This is a genomic window from Marinimicrobium koreense (genome assembly GCF_003762925.1).
GTDB lineage: Bacteria > Pseudomonadota > Gammaproteobacteria > Pseudomonadales > Cellvibrionaceae > Marinimicrobium > Marinimicrobium koreense.
In genome coordinates, this window is sequence record NZ_RJUK01000001.1 from 992,423 (window position 1) to 1,011,025 (window position 18,603).

Genomic DNA, 18,603 nt, shown 5'->3' on the forward strand with positions numbered 1-18,603 from the left:
TGAGGCACCGCACCGAAGTAGTGCAATGCCGTTTGCCGTTACGCCGAACTCAATCCCGGTAGAGTTTGAGCAGGTCCCCGTAATGGTCCACCCGCCGATCTCTCAGGTAGGGCCAGATGCGCCGCACGTTCTCGCTGCGCGCCATATCCAGGGAGACCACGGTGTGCTCCACCTGATCTGTGCTGCCCTGGTAGAGAAACTCCCCCTGGGGGCCGGCGACAAAGCTGCTACCCCAGAAATCGATACCGGAGCCGCCGCCGGGATCGGTTTCGTGACCCATGCGGTTGACGCTGACCACGGGCACACCGTTGGCCACCGCATGGGCGCGCTGAATGGTGATCCAGGCCTGGCGCTGACGCTCCTGCTCCTCGGGGTCATCTTCCCGACTCCAGCCGATGGCGGTGGGGTAAATGAGCAGTTCCGCGCCCGCCATGGCCATCAGGCGGGCCGCTTCCGGGAACCACTGGTCCCAGCACACCAGAACTCCGAGCTTGCCCACTGAGGTCTGAATGGGCTGAAAGCCCAGATCGCCCGGGGTGAAATAGAACTTCTCGTAAAAACCCGGATCGTCCGGAATGTGCATTTTGCGGTAGGTGCCGGCGATGGTGCCATCGCGCTCCAGAACCACCGCTGTGTTGTGATACAGCCCCGGCGCCCGACGCTCGAACAGCGAGGCGACAATCACCAGGTTCAGCTCGCGGGCCAGGGCGCCCAGACGATCGGTACTGGGGCCGGGAATGGGCTCTGCCAGATCAAACTCGTCCACGTCCTCCTGCTGACAGAAATACAGGCCCCGGTGCAATTCCTGCAGCACCACCAACTGGGCGCCCTGCTCCGCCGCGCGGCGGATACCGTCAATGGAAGCCTGCAGGTTGGATTCGAGGTCGGCACTGCAGGCGTGCTGAATCAGCCCGACGTTAAGCTGGGTCATAGAGAACTCCCTCGGGTAATTGCATGGTAATACAGTGCAGGCTGCCCCCCTGCTCGATCAGTACCGAGCAGGGAATGCCGAAGATGTGATAACCGGGAAAAGCCTGCATCACCTGCTCCAGGGCCTGTTCATCACTGGGGCAGTCGTACTGCGGCACCAGAACGGCGCCATTGATGATCAGAAAGTTGGCGTAGGTGGCCGGCAGGCGCCGGCCGTCGTCGCTGTGTACCGCTCCCGGCCAGGGCAGTGGTACCAGTTGGTAGGGCTCGCCATCGGCATCGGTCATCAGCGCCAGTTCGGCTTCCATCGCCTTGAGTTCGGCGTAGTGCGAGTCCTCCGGGTCATCGCACTGTACATAGGCGATGACATTGTTTGGGCACAACCGCGCCAGGGTATCGATGTGGCTATCGGTGTCATCCCCTTCGAGATGGCCGTGCTTGAGCCAATTGACCTTGCGTACCCTGAACGCCTCCTTCAGACGCATTTCAATGGCCTCCCGACTCAACCCCGGGTTGCGGTTCTCATTCAACAGGCAGACTTCGGTGGTGAGCAGCGTGCCGCGCCCATCGACCTCAATCGAACCGCCCTCCAGCACCCAATCCTGGCGCTCCAGCGCCACCTCGGGAAAGGCGCCGTCGCGATGCAGGCGCTCGGTAATGCCGTTGTCCAGATCGTGGGCAAACTTGCCGCCCCAGCCATTAAACTGAAAGTCCAACAGGACCGGACGCTCGCCCTCGAGCACGGTTAGCGGGCCGTGGTCCCGGGCCCAGGTATCGTTGCTCGGCGCCGGGCGCAGGTGAACGCTGTCCATGGGCACATTCATCGCCTCCAGGCGGCTCTGTATGGCGTCCAGCTCCTGCTCCGGCACGACTATGATCAGGTCCGCATAGTCCGCAATCACGGTCACCAGCCCCTCATACAGCGGGATCACCTCATCGAGCAGCGGCGCCCAATCGCTGTCCCCATGGGGCCAGGTCAGCAGCACGGCGTCCTGGGGTTCCCACTCGGCGGGCAGGCGGAATTGTGGCATCAAAAGCACCTCGTTGGTTCGGCTTCAAAGGGCGGCGATTATAGCGCATCCGGGCCGCTAAGGTCCGCCGCGCTAACACTATCACCCGCCGCTCACCCTCTCTATAATAGCCGCCACTGAATACGTCGCGCTTGAGCGACCGGACGAGTTCACTATGCTTCGATTGCTTATCGCCCTGATTGTCATCATCGGCCTCTGGGCAGCCATGGCCCATATCCGGCGCCTGCCGCCGGCCGAGCGCAAGCGCCTGTACTGGCGCCTCGGTCTGTGGGGCGGCGGTCTGGGACTGATTCTGATGGTCGCCACCGGGCGGGCCCACTGGCTGTTTGCCGTGCTGGGCGCCCTGCTCCCCCTGGCGAAAACCGCCATTGCCCTGGGCCTGCAGTTTTTCCCGCTGTGGAAGCAGCGCCAGCAGCAGGCCGGCCCCGCCAGCCCGCCGAGCGGTCCCATGGATGTACGCGAAGCCATGGACACGCTGGGCCTGAAAGGCGACGAGCAGGCACTTACTCGGGAGGACATCATCGGTGCCCACCGCAAACTGATGCAGAAGCTGCACCCGGACCGGGGCGGCAATGACTATCTGGCGGCCAAGGTCAACGAGGCCAAAGAGCTGTTACTCAAACGCCTGAGCTGATGGATATCAGGTCAGGCGTTTGAGTAACACATGCACATACCGTCCGAGCGAGCGGTAGGGTTCCAACTGCGAGAGTCGCAGCTCCTGCTCCAGCACCTTGTCCGGCGCCTGCTCGCGCAGTGACTTGTCCAGAATGTAGTCGTGAAACACCCGGATGCCACTGGTGGCCAGCCGCTCCAACGGCCTCGCCGCCAGCCACTGATCCACCGTCTCCGGATAGAGCGGATTGATGGGGGACAGACTGCCCCGAAACCCGCCGTAATCCCCCCGCTCCACCTTCTTGAAGTTGGCCCGCAGCAGGTTTTTGTACACCGCGCCGTGCAGATTGTAGTAGCACAGGGAGAGGTGACCGCCGGGCTTGAGCCAGCGAATCAGGTGATCGATCAGGGCTTCCGGATCCAGCACCCATTCAAGTACCGCGTGACAGATCACCAGATCAAAAGGCTCAGCCTCTTCTGGCAAGGCGTCGTCCAGAGACTGGATGGCGCTCTGCACCAGGGTCACCCGATCGCTGACCCCCAGCTGATCCGCTTCCGCCCGGGCACCAAGCAGCATCTGCTCAGACAGGTCGCACAGGGTAATGGCATGCCCGGCCCGCGCCAGGGGCAGGGAAAACTGACCCTGGCCGCCACCGGCATCCAGAATGCGCAGGGGCGGCCGACCGGTGTCGGGCACAAAAGGCGGAAACGGCCAGTGTTGACCAAAGTCGCGGCGCAGCACGCTGAGCCGGATACGCCCTTTGAGCCCACCGTAGACATTGCGGGCGAAACGCTGGGCGAGATCGTCAAAGTTGCGGTCGCCGGTGACCGGTTGCTTGGGCATAGCGTGCCTCAGGCGGCCTGGGGCACGCCGCTGTGAAAGCGGAAGGTGTCATCCGGCGATTCGATCAGCGAACGTTCCAGTGCCAGAAACTCTTCCACCCGAGCCTCGATGGACTCCCCACCGGCGGCCTTGCGGGCCAGCTTAAGATAGTCCTGAAAGTGCCGGGCCTCGGACTTGAGCAGCGACAGATAAAACCCCTGCAGCTCTTCATCCAGGTGCGGGGCCAATTTGGCGAAGCGCTCACAGGAGCGGGCTTCGATGATCCCGCCCACAATCAGGGTATCCACGTAGCGCCCCGGCTCGTGGGTACGGATCGGCTTGCGCAGCTCGGAGGCATAGCGGCTGGGGGAAATCTGCCCGTAAGCGATGTCGCGCTTTTGCATCAGGCTCATCACTTGCTCGTAGTGACGCAGCTCTTCCCGGGCCAGCCGGGACATCTTATGCATCATCTCGAAGTCGCCCACATAGCGGTACATCAGCGTCAGCGCGGTGGACGCGGCCTTCTTTTCGCAGTTGGCATGATCGAGTAACAGCAGCGGCTCATTGGCCAGCGCCCAGCGAACCCAGGCATCCGGAGTTTCGCACTGAAGAAAATCAAGAATAGGTTTTATATCAGTCATTTACATCACAAAGTTCAAGTGTTTTGCGCTGCTTTTTGCATCGCATCCGCGGCCAAACCCGGGGCAATATAGCGCTCGTAGTGCGCGCAGGAAAGCTCGTAATAGTCGTGATCGATCTGATCGCGCAGCTCGGGTAGAGAATACGCCCGCCATTCGGGGCGCACCCGCAGACCGTAGTGCGCCGGTTCCCGGATCTGGCTGGCCCCGGCCTTGAGCAGATCGAAGATCCAGCAGTGCGGGTCCCGATCTTCGTTGAACCGCACCTGCTGGTGCCGGATCTGCTCGTGCAAAACGGCTTCGTCCAGAATCTCGAAGCGCGCCGCCACCACCTGGGTCAGAAAGGCCTCCAGGCGTTTGACGATAATGTAGCGCTGCTCCTGATCGTAGGCATTCCAGTCGATCACCTCATGGGCAAATCGCTTGCAGCCCCGGCACACGCTATCCCCGATGCCCGTTGAACAGACACCAACACAGGGGGTTTTGACCCGCTTGAATACTGCCATATCAATAAGGATATCCCGCTACATCCAGTTCAATCTGCCAGAGCGTACCCGCGCCGGTCAGGTACAGCGTCTGACGCTCGGGGCCGCCGAATGCGGCATTGGTGATATTCGCATCGACACGGATCTCCGCCAGGGATTCACCCTCAGGGGAGAACACCCGCACCCGCTGCTTGGTGTGTTCGGTGACATAGATGTTACCCAGGCAGTCAATCGCCATACCGTCGGGGACAGTCACCTCGGCCAGATCCCGCTGCCCGGTTACCTGCCCGTCCGCATCCAGCGAATACGCCCTGAGCACGCCCTGCTCGCCGCCGCCGGCGACGTAGAGGGTCTGCTCATCCGGGGACAGGGAGACACCATTGGGATTGCTCAGGGTATCGTCCACCACGGACACACCGTCGGAATCAATACGATAGACCCGGGTCTTTGGTTGTCCACCCGGTGCCGCTGAGCGCTGAAAGTCCGGGTCGGTAAAGTAGATCGCGCCATCGCGGGTCAGGGTCAGGTCGTTGGGGGAGTTGAACGGGCTGTCGGCATACTCATCCCAGACAATCTCCCGGTCGCCGGTAGAGAGCTCGTAGCGTGAGATGGCCTTGGCATCGTGGGTGGCGGCCATCAGAAAGCCTTCGGCATCCACCGCCAGGCCATTGCTGCCGCTGTCTTCCAGCGCGGTTTCCAGGGTACCTTCCGCCGTCAGGCGCTGCACTCGCGAGGGGAAGCCTTCCTGAAAGGTAAAATCGGAGAAGTACAGGGACCCACCAATCCACACCGGCCCTTCATACAGGCCCGCTTCTTCCTGGGTGGTGGCGGAGCCCGGAATCCGCTCGGCAGTCAGAGTACCCGAGGGTGCCTGACCGGCGTCTTGCGGGCACTGCCAATGGCTGTCTGGCGTGGACGCGGTACCGGGATTGTCCGGGTCGCTGTACTCGACTCCACTGGCCGCGGCATTACCGGAGGCTTCGGGTGCCGGCTGCGTCTCTTCGGCGGGTTCACAGCCCCAGAGAATCAGCGCGGTCAGTGCGGCACTCAGAGGCGCCAGGGTGTGTCGGGTGGTGTTCATGGAGGATGTCCTTGTGCCGATTTTAAGTTATTTATAGCTTTAGGTTCTGACTGTAACCCATTGTTTTTAATACAATCCAATCAATCAGAAAATCAACAATCATTATACCGATCACTTGAATCATGAGCCAGTAACTTTAGTTTGACCGCCAGTCGATCGGCGCTCTTTGCTCCTCCAAAAAGGCGCTCCGATCATAATGCTCCGATGGGGTATAGCCTTGCGAGACACGCCGTAAACCCATCCATGGGGGCTCATCACCCGCCATCCAGGCGGGTGACGGTCTCACAAGGCTATACCCCATCTCCGCAGTGCGAACGTAACGTTTCGGGAAATAGCACCTTAAGTTCAATTTGGCACTGAGGGCCGGGAAGGGAAAGCCCTTTCAAGACCGTAAGCGGAGGGACTCCGCGCGTCGAGCCCCCAGGGATGGGTTTACGGCGTGTCTTGAAAGGGCTTTCCCTTCGCGGCCCGGACTTGATGCTTTCCACCAGTCTATCTGCCATATTCGGCGTGCCTCACAAGGGTATGCCCCGTCGGAGCGCCACAACCGGAGCACCATAAGCATCGAAGCTCCATACAGCCCAACCGGGCGCCCTACACACTTAAAGGGGGTTACTGTATAATCCGCCGCCGTTGAGCCGTGCCATCAACCGCCTCCCGGGGCGCGGCGCCGGACCCTGGGTCCACTCGCATCCATGACGGTCATGGATAGTCTCTCAAGGCAGAGATCCTGTTGAGAGAGTAACCCCACAAAATCAGAGGAACTCAATCGTGCTTGAAGCCTATCGTACTCACGTCGCGGAACGCGCCGCGGAAGGCGTACCCCCCAAACCGCTGAACGCAGAACAAGTTGCCGAACTGGTCGAACTGCTCAAAAACCCACCCGCTGGCGAAGAAGACACCCTGGTCGAGCTGATCAGCCACCGCGTCCCCGCCGGTGTGGATGAAGCCGCTTACGTCAAAGCCGCTTTCCTGAGCGCCATCGTGAAAGGCGAAGCCGAAAGCCCCCTGATCTCCAAAGAACACGCCGTCAAACTGCTGGGCAACATGCACGGCGGTTACAACATCGAAACCCTGGTCGAGCTGCTCGACAACACCGCACTGGCTCCCCTGGCTGCCGACGAACTCAAGCACACCCTGCTGATGTTCGACGCCTTCCACGACGTGGAAGAAAAAGCCAAAGCCGGCAACGAATTTGCCAAAGGCGTTCTGCAATCCTGGGCCGATGCCGAGTGGTTCACCAAGCGCCAGAAAGTGCCCGAGAGCATCAAGCTGACCGTATTCAAGGTCACCGGTGAAACCAACACTGACGACCTGTCCCCAGCCCAGGACGCCTGGTCCCGCCCGGATATCCCGCTGCACGCCCTGGCGATGTACAAAAACGAGCGCGAAGGCCTGACCCCGGACGAACCCGGCACCATCGGCCCGATCAAGCAGATCGACGAGCTGAAGAAGAAAGGCTACCCGCTGGCCATGGTGGGGGATGTGGTCGGCACCGGCTCCTCGCGTAAATCCGCCACCAACTCCGTGCTCTGGTACATCGGTGAAGACATCCCGGGTGTGCCCAACAAGCGCACCGGTGGCGTCTGTATCGGCAGTAAAGTGGCGCCGATTTTCTACAACACCATGGAAGACGCCGGCGCGCTGGTATTCGAAGCGCCGGTGGACGACCTGAACATGGGTGACGTCATCGAAGTGCGTCCCTATGAAGGCAAGATTCTCAATGGCGAGACCGGCGAGCTGATTTGCGAATTTGGTCTGAAGTCCGAAGTACTGCTGGACGAAGTCCAGGCCGGCGGCCGGATTCCGCTGATCATCGGTCGCGGTCTGACCGGCAAAGCACGTGAATCCCTGGGCCTGGCCCCTTCCGACCTGTTCCGCAAGCCCGAGCAGCCCAAGGACACCGGCAAGGGTTACACCTTGGCCCAGAAGATGGTCGGCAAGGCCTGTGGCATGGAAGGTGTGCGCCCCGGTACCTACTGCGAGCCCTACATGACCACCGTCGGCTCCCAGGACACCACCGGCCCCATGACCCGCGATGAGCTGAAAGACCTGGCCTGCCTCGGCTTCTCCGCCGACCTGACCATGCAGTCCTTCTGCCACACCGCCGCTTACCCCAAGCCGGTGGACATTGACACTCAGCACACCCTGCCCGACTTCATCATGACCCGTGGCGGTGTGTCCCTGCGCCCGGCGGACGGCATCATTCACAGCTGGCTGAACCGCATGCTGCTGCCCGATACCGTGGGCACCGGCGGTGACTCCCACACCCGTTTCCCGCTGGGCATCTCCTTCCCGGCCGGTTCCGGCCTGGTGGCCTTTGCCGCGGCTACCGGCGTAATGCCGCTGGATATGCCGGAATCGGTTCTGGTGCGCTTCAAGGGCGACATGCAGCCTGGCATCACTCTGCGTGACCTGGTCAATGCAATCCCCTACTACGCGATCCAGAAAGGTCTGTTGACCGTCGAGAAGAAAGGCAAGAAAAACATCTTCTCCGGCCGCATTCTGGAAGTGGAAGGTCTGCCGGACCTGAAAGTCGAACAGGCCTTCGAAATCTCCGATGCCTCGGCCGAGCGTTCCGCCGCCGGTTGCACCATCAAGCTGGGCAAAGAGCCGATCATCGAGTACCTGAAGTCCAACATCACCATGCTGCGCTGGATGATCGAACAGGGCTACGGCGACGTGCGTACCCTGGAGCGTCGTGCGCGCAAGATGGAAGAGTGGCTGGACAATCCGGAGCTGATGGAAGCCGACGCGGACGCGGAATACACCGAAGTGATCGAAATCGATCTGGCGGAAATCACCGAGCCGCTGCTGGCCTGCCCGAACGACCCGGACGATGTGAAGAAGCTGTCCGACGTGCAGGAAACCAAAATCGATGAAGTGTTCATCGGTTCGTGCATGACCAACATCGGCCACTTCCGTGCCGCCGGCAAACTGCTGGAAGCCACCAAAGAAGAACTGGCCACCCGCCTCTGGATCGCACCGCCCACCAAAATGGACGAGCACCAGCTGATGGAGGAAGGCTACTTCAACATCTTTGGCAGCAAAGGCGCCCGCACCGAAATGCCCGGCTGCTCTCTGTGCATGGGTAACCAGGCGCGAGTGGCTCCGAACTCCACGGTGGTATCCACCTCCACCCGTAACTTCCCGAACCGTCTGGGTCAGGGTGCCAACGTCTACCTGGCCTCGGCCGAGTTGGCCGCGGTAGCCGCCATCACCGGCAAGCTGCCCACCCCGTCGGAGTACCTGGAGTACACCAAAGGCCTGAACAGCATGGCCAGCGATATCTACCGCTACCTCAACTTCAACGAAATTGAGGAATACCAGAAGTCTGCGGACGAAGGTAAGCGCATCGCGTCGGTGCAGATTGAGGAAGTGGCGGTGTAAACCGCCCTACCCTCATCGCCCACAAAAAAGCCCGCTGGCGTGAGTCAGCGGGCTTTTTTTGTGAACCGAAAAACCGACTTCACTCAGTTGTTGGCGTCATCCTCTGGAGAAGGCAAATCCAGGCAGGCATCAATTTTATCTGCGCCCGCATTCTCGAAGACGTACTCCGGCACCTCTTGTGCAGGCATCAGGATGTGGTCGTAATCATACGGCGGCGTGTACTGGCCGGTTGATTCCTCGTGGGCGCCTTCACAGGGCGGTACGCTACTGCCACAACTTCCACTGCTACTGATATCAATAAAGGCGTTGTCCTCCACTTCCCAGTAACCCAGCTCGTCACTGTAGAGCGACACAATGGGATGAGACACCCGATTGAAGACGTTACCATCAATACGCGCCTCAGCAGTCTGACGCACATTGATGCCGCTGCTTTCCACATCGAGATAATAGTTGTTGAACACATGCAGCTCGCCATAGCGGAATAGCGGCAACCGAGAGTTCACGTTCTGCCACAGGTTGTGATGGAAGGTCACGGTCCGGTTGGCTTCATCGCTGTCCGAGGAGCCCCACAGCGACGTTTTCCAACTGTCATGCAGGTGGTTGTAAGAGATGGTGATCCGACCCACATCGCCCCGACCGCTTACCAGCTCATCGTGGTAATTCTTGTTGCACTCTTCAGTGGTACAGCCCGCCGACTCGGGGGCTTCCAGCCGGTTATACAGTTCATTGTGGTCGATCCAGATATTGCGGATGGGGCCATCGCGGCCATCCAGACTGATGATGTCGCCCGAACCGTGTGACTGTGGCACATAGCGCATTCGCAGGTTGCGCACAATGATGTTTTCCACCCCTTCCGATGGCGCTTTTATTTCAATACCAACGCCTTCAAACCCGGCATTTTCACCGCGGCCGATGATCGAAACATCGGAGCGCTCAATACGAATATCACTGTTTCCCGAGTTTTCCCAGGTAATCAAATCATCAATATAAATGGTCAGGGGTTTGTCCTGATAAGGCGAGCTTGAGGAGTAAACCACTTCGCGCAACGCCTCGCCGGTACTGACACCCACCACGTAGTTCCCGTCGCCCAAATCGGCGCCACCGGTGGTGCCGGATTCCATGGAGGCAAAACCTTCCACGGTATTGATCTGCTCACAATAGTCGGCGGTCAATCCGCCGGAGGCATCGCTGCTGCTTGAGGAACTGCTTTGACTGGAGCTGGAAGAGCTGCTCGAATTCGTAGGCGTGTTGTTAGACGAAGTGCCGCCACAGGCGACCAACACGCTGGTGCAGGCCACTATCATGGCCAGGGGTAACTGCTTCATACTGCGTTCTCTCACGTTATTTCTTAATAATGCATTACTTCCGGATCGTTGCCGGAATGCGGACTCTATCATCAAGAAGGTTCAAAAGCGCCCCCTCTTGAAGAGGGGGCAGAATCAATGGGTCGTTACGATAACTAAGGCAGAGGGCTCCAACCTTCGCCATTATTGAAAGTCGAGAAAATTTTCTCGCGAGTTGAAAACTCCGCTTCGTACTCTTCTTCCGTCAGTGAATAGCTCACCCAACCGCTGGTATCCAGCGGGTCGCCATTGATATCCATGCTGTTGTATTCGCGCCAGCCGTTAGTGGCAGTGGCGGTTGCCGGGTTGGGAGTCGGGTCGGTGTGCCAGGCACTTGAACGGATGTGGTCATCCATACGGGTATTGATGAATACCACATTGTCGAAATAGTCCTGACTGCCGCCACTGCGCGCGAGGGCAAACGTATTGTCAGCCACATTGGCACCGGTCGGTCCTTCACCGCGAGTCAGTTCGCTGTTCAGGAACACAAAGCCTTTGACGCTGTCCGGTGTGCGCGCCTGAAGAATGTATCCGCCGCTGCCGCCATCGGATCGACCCACCGTGCGAATCTCACTGTTTTCAAACAGTGCCGCCTCCACATAACCCCAGATGTAATCCACGTTGCCGGCAACCAGGGACTCATAGAACCAGCTGTAGCCCTTGAGCAACAGAGTGTCCTGCTCGCTCAGAAAGGCAGCGTCTTTGGCCACCAGGCGATGCGAGCTATTGAAGTAAATGGTTTCGGCCTGACCACCATCGCCGATCAGGGTGGTGTTCTCAATCGTGAGGTGTTCAAGAACCAACATGTCCGCAGACTCGACCAGAAACAGGGGGCGACCACTGGTGCCACCATTGAGCTGCTCGTTGTTGCGGTACTCGATGCGGGTATTCTCCCGGCTCTCACCGCGCAGGGTGAGGTTGTTTTTGTTGCGCAGGTACAGCGGTTCTCGGTAGGTACCGTTCATGACATTGACGGTCACCGCATCGTCTTTCCCCAGCTCCAGCATGGCATAAGACAGTGCGCCCTGCACCGTGCGGAAATCCGCCTCGCCGCTTTCAGCCACCGTCAGCTCATTACCGGAAGGCGCGTCCGCCGTGGTACTGAACGTCCAGGCGGCGTCTTTACCGAGACCTTCAAATTCAGCCCCGTTGAGGGTGCCGTCAATCACCCCATCGGCAATGGCCACATAATAGGTCTCGCCAGGCTCCAGAACTCCGTAATGGGGCGCGATCACCACGCTGTTGCCCTCGACCCAGATCTGCTCCGTGTTGAGGGTGCGCGCACGATCGGCCGATTGCAGACTGTCCTGCTCGCCCAAGACACTGATATTGTCGATCACAGCGTCATCACTGGCGCGGTAAATACGGGCCGAGCCCGCCGCACCGAGCGTGGGAACATCGTCAAAGGTCAGTTTGATCCGGGTGTCGCGCAGAATATCGGTTGCACCAACGGCGGGAACAACTCGTTCAGCCAGATCGTAAACCGCGGTTGGCTGGACGAACGCCGGAGTGATTGTGGCTTCAATGGTCCGGACCAAAGTCGCGTCAGAGCCGCTGGTAAAGGTAACGGTCGCCTCTCCCTCGGCCAGGGGGCTCAAGTGCACCTGATTGCCCTGCACATCGACACCGACCACAGCCGTATTCGAGGATTCGACGCTGAACGTATCCGGATCGCCATTGCTCTGCACCGCCGTTACGTCGATCACATAGTCATCGGTCTGGGCCTCGGCGATCCATTCATTACTGGCCGGATCAATGGTCAACTGCACCGGTTTGTTGGCCGGATCGCCGATGACCACATCATCAATCTCAAACGACTTGTTGGCGGTAAAGAGCCCAATATCGCCAATACCGGTATAGTCGGTATCGGTATGGGAGCCGACATTTTCACCATTGAAGTAGACCGTCAGGGTATCGCCGATCAACTCAAAACGGACGGTGTACCACTGCCCGCCCTCCAGCGTATCTCTGGGGCCCTGGACGATTTCCCGGCCCACCTGGACCGGACGATCGATCGTGCCGTCCACCGACTTGGCGATCTCCACCTTGGTACTGTCGGTGTTGTTCTGCACATTCAGACCAGCGGCATACCAGTTACCTTCACTGTGATAGCGTGCCACCAGGTACAGGAACTTGTTTCCGGTGGTGCTGTTTTCGCGGGGGCGTATCCGCGCTTCCACGTAGTAGTCTTCCGACGGGATTTCAAGAGCGTTCACGTCGATAAAGGCCAACTCGCCGCCCTGACTGGCGGCGGTGAAGCGCAACACGTGGTTGTCGCCATCCTCCACCACATCGAAGGTACCGTTGGGTTCACCCTCCGGGTTATCCGGGGACGACTGCAGAACCCACTGATCGGCCGTGCCATCGGAGAAGTCGTCACAGAAGTACAACCCGCTCTCCGGGCAGACAAATACCGTCGACGCCGGCTCTGACGAGGCGCTCGCGCTGCTGGAGGAGGCCGGATTGCTTGAGGACGAACTGCTGGAGGAGGAACCGTTTTCGGGGGATGAAGAGCCGCCACAGGCGGCCAGCGCACTGCTCAACAGCAGCACGTACAGCCATTTTGGTTGATTCATTGTTTTTACTCTCACGTAATTATTTATAATATGTCATATCAAATGACCCCCAAATAATCTCAGTCGCTCGCCGGCAGGTCAAGCCCCCGGCTTAGGCTCTTTGGTTATACTGTGGTATTTCCCGACCACCCGCTATTGACGGACCCGACCATGCTGATACAAAACGACCATGTCGATCTCGACACTCCCACCGGCACCATGCGCACCTACGTGTACCGCCCCTCGGCCGAAGGTCGCTATCCGGCCATCATTTTCTACTCGGAGATTTTTCAGCAGACCGCCCCCATCGCCCGTTCAGCGGCGATCATGGCCGGGCACGGCTTCGTCGTCCTGGTACCCGAGGTGGCCCACGAGCTGAATCCGATTGGCACCGTGCTGGGCTACGACGACGCCGGCAAGGAAAAAGGCAACAACGACAAGTTCGCCAAGCCGCTGAAGGATCACGATAGCGACACCGGGGCTATGGTCGCGTTTCTGGAGAAGCAGCAATACTACTCAGGCGCGGTGGGCAGCATGGGAGTCTGCCTGGGTGGGCACCTGGCCTTTCGCGCCGCGTTGAATCCGGCGATCAAGGCGGCCTGCTGTCTGTACGCCACCGACCTGCATTCAAATACCCTACCGGCACCCGACGAAGACCAGACCCTCGCCCGGGCCGGCGAGATCCAGGGGGAGCTGCTGATGATCTGGGGCCGTCAGGACCCACACGTTCCGGATCAACCTAGGGCGGAGATCAATCGCGCTCTCAGGGACGCGGGCTGTACCTTCAGCTGGCTGGAAGTCAACGGCCAGCACGCGTTCATGCGCGATGAGGGCGATCGCTACGATCCGGAGTTGGCATTGCAGTGCTACCAGATGGCGGTCAGTCTGTTTCGGAAAGCGCTGCGCTGAGAGCGGTCAGGGACCCTGACGGTATTTCGCCGCCAATGTCCTGAGCCCACCGCACCCGTGGCTCGTCCGTATCGGTTTCGGGAGCGTACAATAGCGGTATGCGTGTTATTACCTGCCTGCTAACGACTGCCCTGCTATCCGCCTGCCAGCCAACGCCGCCGGCCGAGGCGATGCTGGACGACTACCTGACTCGGTTATCCAGGGTGTTATCCGTAGATATTCCCGCCATAGCCGCTGAGCCCGCACCCCGTATGCCGCCACCGCGGGAACTGCAGGTCGAGCTGGAGCCCCTGTCCATCAATCTATTGGATTTCTGGGGGTTTCGTCAGTGCGGCCTGGCCGAGGTACTGGGCGAACGCAACAGTATTCTCGGGCGGGTAATGGTCCCCTCCCAGCACCTGCACATGGACGGTCGTATTCTCCAGCGACTGCGCCATTGCATCCGGACACTGGACGACGCAGAACTGGTGGCGCTGGCCGAAGACCTCGAGCGGCGCAAGCAACAGCAGTGGCCGGCTCGCTACTGGAATGCCAGTGCGGCGGCACCGGAGCTGCGGGCTTTCTGGAGCCCATCCACCACGCCACTGGAACCCGGCCGGGAAGCCACTTTCCAGGAAGCGCTGACCGCCCTCGCCTTTCTATCGCGATTGCCAGAGCGCCTGGAACAGCAACAGTGGCCGGAACGTCCGGAGCTCGAATCGCAATACAAGGCGCTGGAGCAATACGCTCTGGGCGGCAAACTGCTGCAGAGCCTGGTGCTTGGCGAGCGCTATACCCAAGCGGCCAACCGGATGCTGGAACGAGCCCATCAGCAGAAAACGCTCTGCCCGGCGGGCCTGCCGAAGCGAGAGCTCGAATACGCCCGCAACGTCATGGTGAAGGTATTTGTGGGTGAGGTTCAGCCCTGGCTGGCGGCAGTCAATCGTCGGGCCAATAACGTCATGACGCACTATGAAGCGCTGCTGGACCAACAGTCCGCCGAACTGAGGCCTGCCATTCAGCCATTTTTTGATCAAGTGACCACGCAACACCTCGCCTTCCAGAACAGCCTGCGTGACCACGTGGCTCACTGGCAAACCCTGTTCGACGAGTGCGACAGCAAGGCGATTCCGTCGAGGTGACCGGGGCCGGAAAAATCCAGTACACTGCATGCCCTTCTAATGGTTCAACAAACGGCGAGATCATTCCGCATGTCCGACACCAAAACCGTTCTGGTAACCGGCGCCTCCACCGGCATTGGTTACCACTGCGCCAAAGCACTGCAACAAGACGGCTACCGCGTCATTGCCAGCTGTCGAAAACTGCCCGATGTCTCCCGCCTGCAGGCCGAGGGCCTGACCTGCATTCAATTGGATGTTGCGGACTCCGGCAGCATCCACCGGGCCGTCGAGGAAACCCTGCAATTGTGTGACGGGAGGCTGTACGCCCTGTTCAACAATGGCGCCTATGGCCAGCCCGGTGCGGTCGAAGATCTCAATCGGGACACTTTGCGCCGCCAGTTTGAAACCAACTTTTTTGGCTGGGCGGAGCTGACCAATGCCCTGCTCCCCGCCATGATTGCCGCCGGTGAAGGGCGCATCATTCAGAACAGTTCCGTGCTGGGCTTCGCCGCCATGCCTTTTCGGGGGGCTTACAATGCCAGCAAGTTTGCCCTGGAGGGATTGACCGACACCTTGCGCTTGGAGCTCGAAGGAACTGGTGTACATGTCAGCCTGATAGAGCCCGGCCCGATATTGAGTGATTTCCGTAAAAACGCACTGGCGGCGCTGAAAAGCAATATCGACATGCAGAACAGCCGGCATCGGGAAAAGTACGCTAACGCCATTCAGCGTCTGAGCAAAAAGGGGCCCACTCAGCGGTTTACTCTGGGGCCGGATGCGGTCTACAAACGCCTGAAGCACGCCCTGGAAAGTAACCGACCCAAGCCGCGCTACTACGTCACCTTTCCGACCTATCTGATGGGCTATCTGAAGCGGGTGCTGAGCACCCGGAGGCTGGATAAAATCTTGGGGAAAGTGGCCACCTGAGCGACTATCTGTCATTCATCAGACGGTAATCCACGGGCACTTTTATTGTGCCCGTTTTGCCATATACGCTTCGTAGTCCGGAATGGAGCGATCCACTTCGTTGTTGAACAGCGGCGAGGCCACCATGAAATCGGCCGATATCTGGTTGCAGGCCACGGGAATGTTCCACACCGCGGCGATACGCAATAGCGCTTTTACATCCGGGTCGTGCGGCATCGGCTCGAACGGATCCCAGAAAAAAATCAGAAAATCCACTTTGCCTTCGGTGATCAACGAACCCACTTGCTGGTCACCGCCCAGTGGACCGCTGATCAGTTTGTTGATCGGCAGTTGTGTCGCATTGGCGATCACCGTTCCGGTGGTTCCCGTGGCGTAGAGCGTATGGCTCTTCAGGGTCTCCCGGTGCTTGCTGCACCAGGCCACCAGATCCTGCTTTTTGTTGTCATGTGCCACCAACGCAATGCTTTTGTTGTTGGGCAGGGTTACGGTTTTAAATTCCATACTCCACTCGCTTTAGAATCGTTATCGGTTAATCGCGTTTCTCGGCCAGGGCCCGAGTGACATCGGCAATGAGTCGAGGCCCCTGATAGATGAATCCGGTGTACACCTGAACCAACCGGGCACCCGCGGCCATTTTTTCGACGGCACTGGCGCCATCGCTGATACCGCCCACGCCAATAATCGGCAACCGGTCCTTCAGGTGACTGTGCAAGGACGCAATGACATGCGTGCTTTTATCGCGAACCGGCAGACCACTGAGGCCACCGGTCTCTTCACTGTGCGCCAACCCCTCGACCCCTTCCCGGCCAATGGTGGTATTGGTGGCGATCACCCCGTCCATACCCTGCTTCAGCAAGACCTTGGCGACCTGCTCGATGGCCACATCATCCATGTCCGGCGCGATTTTCACGACCAGGGGGACATAGCGCCCAATGGCCTGATAGTGTTTCTGTTGCTCCACTTTCAGACGCTCAAGCATTCGGGCCAGGCTGTCGCCAAACTGAAGATCACGCAGCCCCGGGGTATTCGGAGAGGAAATATTGAACGTGATGTACTCGGCGTGTTCATACACCCGATTGAGACAGAAGAGATAGTCATCAACGGCATTTTCCAGAGGCGTGGTGGCGTTCTTGCCGATATTGATTCCCAGGATACCGGAATAACGACGACGCTTGACCTGCTCCACCAGGTGATCCACACCCAAATTGTTGAACCCCATCCGGTTGATGATCGCCTCCTGCTCCGGCAGGCGAAACAATCGCGGCTTAGGGTTTCCCGGCTGGGGCTTGGGGGTGACGGTCCCGATTTCGACAAAACCGAAACCAAGCGCGCCCAGCGCATTGAAATAATCACCGTTTTTGTCGAGTCCGGCCGCCAGGCCCAAAGGGTTGGCAAAGCGCAACCCCATGACTTCGACCGGGTTGTACGCCGCTTTGGGTTTGAACAACGGCAGCAGCTTCAGCCGCTCCGCCGCCCCCAGCCAGTCCAGGCTGATGTGGTGAGCGGTTTCAGGGTCCAGATTGAACAGGGCGTTGCGAATCAGCGAATACATGCAAGGGCTCTTTGCAGCGAGGTGAAACAGCGTCAAAACAGAGCCGAAGGATACTGGATTTCGGGTTTCTAGTCGATTTTTTCGATCTTCTTGAAGCGATTGTCGGCATCGAAGTGGATCCGGAATCGGCCCCGGATTCCCTCGCGGGTGACAAACTGCCGCAGAATCGGCGCCGGGAACCGTACACTGCGGCCATCGACGGTCTGGGCAAGCACGCTCTGAGCGCTCCCCTGGTACCAGCGCTGATATTCATCCGGGGAAATATAGAGATTGACGATTACGGCGTTCAAGGGCGATACCACAGCTCCGGGCGGTCCAGTGGGGTGTCGGGCGTCATCAGCGGGTTGTCCAGGCGAATGAGGGTACGCTCATCGAGACGGGCCCGCTTCAGGCTCTCTCCGAAGTGTGCCATAATCACCCGATCAAATGAACCATCGTCAATGGCGGCCAGCAAACCGCGCTCGATCGCTTCGGCCAGGCGCTCGTTGTTCCGGCGCACAAAAAAGTAATACGCCGATGGATAGACCAGAACCACATGCTCATCCACCGCCAGCTCCAGCTCGGAGAACACCCGCTGCTCCTTCCAGACTTCCACCACCGAACGGGGAAAGTAATCGACCCGACCGGCGTACAGCATTTTGAACATTCCTTCCCAGTGGGGCGTGCGAATCACCGGCAGGCCGTTATGTTCCAGGATGGCGCTATCTGGCCAGTCATGCCCCTGGACGGTTTTCAGATCTCGCAGCGGCTCAAGGTCAGTCATGTTGGCAAACTGGTCCTCGTCGCCTGAGCGAACCATCAGCAGTCGCCAGCCGATCAACCCTTTGAACAGGGGCACCCGGACGGGGCGCAACACCGTTTCCCGGGTGGCATTGGTGTTCATCCAGTGAATGTCGTACACGCCTTTTGCCACGGACATGACGCTGCGACTCTCACGAAAGTTTGATAGCGTGACGGGATCCAGAACATACTCTTCCCCCGCCTTTTCCAGCGCCAGGGTCAGCAGCTCCAGAAAGTAGTTGGACCAAGTCTGACCATATTCTTCGCCCAACATCGGATATCGAATCACCAGTGCCTCACCCTCAGCGGTATTGCTGTCGGCCCAGGAAACACCGCTCAGTGCCACTGCCAGGAGCACCCCTTTCAACACCGTTTTTATAACCTGAAGTCGCATTTATCTCGCCCCATCCGCATAATAGTTATTAGTCATCAAGAACTGCGGAACCA

17 protein-coding genes are annotated in these 18,603 nt (G+C 59.3%); 5 read left to right on the plus strand and 12 right to left on the minus strand.

Annotated elements, in window-relative coordinates:
- Positions 1-49 precede the first annotated feature (49 nt).
- Together EDC38_RS04240 and EDC38_RS04245 are read right to left on the minus strand one after the other, a co-directional pair.
- Positions 50-931, minus strand: a complete 882-nt coding sequence (locus EDC38_RS04240; protein WP_123637437.1) for a carbon-nitrogen hydrolase — start codon at positions 929-931, stop codon at positions 50-52.
- Positions 918-1,961, minus strand: a complete 1,044-nt coding sequence (locus EDC38_RS04245; protein ID WP_123637438.1) for an agmatine deiminase family protein — start codon at positions 1,959-1,961, stop codon at positions 918-920. Before EDC38_RS04245 ends, EDC38_RS04240 begins: the two co-directional genes overlap by 14 nt.
- 154 nt (positions 1,962-2,115) lie before the next feature.
- Between EDC38_RS04245 and EDC38_RS04250 the strand changes: the two genes are divergently transcribed.
- Positions 2,116-2,595 (plus strand): J domain-containing protein, encoded by a 480-nt coding sequence (locus tag EDC38_RS04250; protein ID WP_123637439.1) that lies wholly within the window; start codon positions 2,116-2,118, stop codon positions 2,593-2,595.
- Positions 2,596-2,601: 6 nt separating this feature from the next.
- Here the strand turns inward: EDC38_RS04250 and EDC38_RS04255 are convergent, their stop codons facing one another.
- The 4 genes from EDC38_RS04255 to EDC38_RS04270 are packed head-to-tail and all read right to left on the minus strand — an operon-like array spanning position 2,602 to position 5,600.
- Entirely contained in the window at positions 2,602-3,417 is an 816-nt protein-coding gene (locus tag EDC38_RS04255) for a methyltransferase domain-containing protein (RefSeq protein ID WP_123637440.1), read from the minus strand.
- An 8-nt stretch (positions 3,418-3,425) separates the two neighbouring features.
- Positions 3,426-4,037: a MiaE family protein gene (locus EDC38_RS04260; RefSeq protein WP_123637441.1), complete on the minus strand. Its 612-nt coding sequence runs from the start codon at positions 4,035-4,037 to the stop codon at positions 3,426-3,428.
- A gap of 14 nt (positions 4,038-4,051) precedes the next feature.
- Positions 4,052-4,540 carry a DUF1289 domain-containing protein gene (locus EDC38_RS04265; RefSeq protein ID WP_024460273.1) on the minus strand — a complete coding sequence of 163 codons (489 nt, stop codon included), beginning with the start codon at positions 4,538-4,540 and terminating at the stop codon, positions 4,052-4,054.
- A 1-nt stretch (position 4,541) separates the two neighbouring features.
- Complete coding sequence (locus EDC38_RS04270; protein WP_123637442.1) at positions 4,542-5,600, minus strand: SMP-30/gluconolactonase/LRE family protein; 1,059 nt, start codon at positions 5,598-5,600, stop codon at positions 4,542-4,544.
- A gap of 771 nt (positions 5,601-6,371) precedes the next feature.
- Between EDC38_RS04270 and acnB the strand changes: the two genes are divergently transcribed.
- A complete protein-coding gene (acnB, locus tag EDC38_RS04275; RefSeq protein WP_123637443.1) occupies positions 6,372-8,990 on the plus strand; it encodes a bifunctional aconitate hydratase 2/2-methylisocitrate dehydratase in 2,619 nt (872 codons plus the stop codon).
- An 83-nt stretch (positions 8,991-9,073) separates the two neighbouring features.
- Here acnB and EDC38_RS04280 read toward each other — a convergent pair whose 3' ends face one another.
- Positions 9,074-10,315 carry a pectate lyase family protein gene (locus EDC38_RS04280; protein WP_123637444.1) on the minus strand — a complete coding sequence of 414 codons (1,242 nt, stop codon included), beginning with the start codon at positions 10,313-10,315 and terminating at the stop codon, positions 9,074-9,076.
- Between the two features lie 134 nt (positions 10,316-10,449).
- Positions 10,450-12,909: a pectinesterase family protein gene (locus EDC38_RS04285; RefSeq protein ID WP_123637445.1), complete on the minus strand. Its 2,460-nt coding sequence runs from the start codon at positions 12,907-12,909 to the stop codon at positions 10,450-10,452.
- Positions 12,910-13,059: 150 nt separating this feature from the next.
- Between EDC38_RS04285 and EDC38_RS04290 the strand changes: the two genes are divergently transcribed.
- From EDC38_RS04290 to EDC38_RS04300, 3 genes are all read left to right on the plus strand, one after another.
- Positions 13,060-13,797, plus strand: coding sequence for a dienelactone hydrolase family protein (locus EDC38_RS04290; protein ID WP_123637446.1), 738 nt, complete (start codon positions 13,060-13,062; stop codon positions 13,795-13,797).
- Positions 13,798-13,895: 98 nt separating this feature from the next.
- Positions 13,896-14,918 (plus strand): DUF3080 family protein, encoded by a 1,023-nt coding sequence (locus EDC38_RS04295; RefSeq protein ID WP_123637447.1) that lies wholly within the window; start codon positions 13,896-13,898, stop codon positions 14,916-14,918.
- Positions 14,919-14,987: 69 nt separating this feature from the next.
- Positions 14,988-15,824 (plus strand): SDR family oxidoreductase, encoded by an 837-nt coding sequence (locus EDC38_RS04300; protein WP_123637448.1) that lies wholly within the window; start codon positions 14,988-14,990, stop codon positions 15,822-15,824.
- A gap of 42 nt (positions 15,825-15,866) precedes the next feature.
- Here EDC38_RS04300 and EDC38_RS04305 read toward each other — a convergent pair whose 3' ends face one another.
- The 4 genes from EDC38_RS04305 to EDC38_RS04320 form a co-directional block, all read right to left on the minus strand.
- Positions 15,867-16,325, minus strand: coding sequence for a methylglyoxal synthase (locus EDC38_RS04305; protein WP_024460280.1), 459 nt, complete (start codon positions 16,323-16,325; stop codon positions 15,867-15,869).
- A 28-nt stretch (positions 16,326-16,353) separates the two neighbouring features.
- Positions 16,354-17,376, minus strand: a complete 1,023-nt coding sequence (locus EDC38_RS04310) for a quinone-dependent dihydroorotate dehydrogenase (protein ID WP_123637449.1) — start codon at positions 17,374-17,376, stop codon at positions 16,354-16,356.
- Positions 17,377-17,444: 68 nt separating this feature from the next.
- The gene (locus tag EDC38_RS04315; RefSeq protein WP_123637450.1) at positions 17,445-17,666 is read right to left on the minus strand and encodes a DUF2835 domain-containing protein; all 222 of its coding nucleotides are present in this window, start codon (positions 17,664-17,666) and stop codon (positions 17,445-17,447) included.
- Positions 17,663-18,550 (minus strand): substrate-binding periplasmic protein, encoded by an 888-nt coding sequence (locus tag EDC38_RS04320; protein WP_123637451.1) that lies wholly within the window; start codon positions 18,548-18,550, stop codon positions 17,663-17,665. The genes EDC38_RS04315 and EDC38_RS04320 overlap by 4 nt, the downstream gene beginning before the upstream one ends.
- Positions 18,551-18,603: the final 53 nt, after the last annotated feature.

What these genes read in the sequence shown, in the direction of transcription:
- EDC38_RS04240 (WP_123637437.1), bottom strand. Translation starts at nt 931, where the DNA reads ATGACCCAGCTTAACGTCGGGCTGATTCAGCACGCCTGCAGTGCCGAC.
- EDC38_RS04245 (WP_123637438.1), bottom strand. Translation starts at nt 1,961, where the DNA reads ATGCCACAATTCCGCCTGCCCGCCGAGTGGGAACCCCAGGACGCCGTG.
- EDC38_RS04250 (WP_123637439.1), top strand. Translation starts at nt 2,116, where the DNA reads ATGCTTCGATTGCTTATCGCCCTGATTGTCATCATCGGCCTCTGGGCA.
- EDC38_RS04255 (WP_123637440.1), bottom strand. Translation starts at nt 3,417, where the DNA reads ATGCCCAAGCAACCGGTCACCGGCGACCGCAACTTTGACGATCTCGCC.
- EDC38_RS04260 (WP_123637441.1), bottom strand. Translation starts at nt 4,037, where the DNA reads ATGACTGATATAAAACCTATTCTTGATTTTCTTCAGTGCGAAACTCCG.
- EDC38_RS04265 (WP_024460273.1), bottom strand. Translation starts at nt 4,540, where the DNA reads ATGGCAGTATTCAAGCGGGTCAAAACCCCCTGTGTTGGTGTCTGTTCA.
- EDC38_RS04270 (WP_123637442.1), bottom strand. Translation starts at nt 5,600, where the DNA reads ATGAACACCACCCGACACACCCTGGCGCCTCTGAGTGCCGCACTGACC.
- EDC38_RS04280 (WP_123637444.1), bottom strand. Translation starts at nt 10,315, where the DNA reads ATGAAGCAGTTACCCCTGGCCATGATAGTGGCCTGCACCAGCGTGTTG.
- EDC38_RS04285 (WP_123637445.1), bottom strand. Translation starts at nt 12,909, where the DNA reads ATGAATCAACCAAAATGGCTGTACGTGCTGCTGTTGAGCAGTGCGCTG.
- EDC38_RS04290 (WP_123637446.1), top strand. Translation starts at nt 13,060, where the DNA reads ATGCTGATACAAAACGACCATGTCGATCTCGACACTCCCACCGGCACC.
- EDC38_RS04295 (WP_123637447.1), top strand. Translation starts at nt 13,896, where the DNA reads ATGCGTGTTATTACCTGCCTGCTAACGACTGCCCTGCTATCCGCCTGC.
- EDC38_RS04300 (WP_123637448.1), top strand. Translation starts at nt 14,988, where the DNA reads ATGTCCGACACCAAAACCGTTCTGGTAACCGGCGCCTCCACCGGCATT.
- EDC38_RS04305 (WP_024460280.1), bottom strand. Translation starts at nt 16,325, where the DNA reads ATGGAATTTAAAACCGTAACCCTGCCCAACAACAAAAGCATTGCGTTG.
- EDC38_RS04310 (WP_123637449.1), bottom strand. Translation starts at nt 17,376, where the DNA reads ATGTATTCGCTGATTCGCAACGCCCTGTTCAATCTGGACCCTGAAACC.
- EDC38_RS04320 (WP_123637451.1), bottom strand. Translation starts at nt 18,550, where the DNA reads ATGCGACTTCAGGTTATAAAAACGGTGTTGAAAGGGGTGCTCCTGGCA.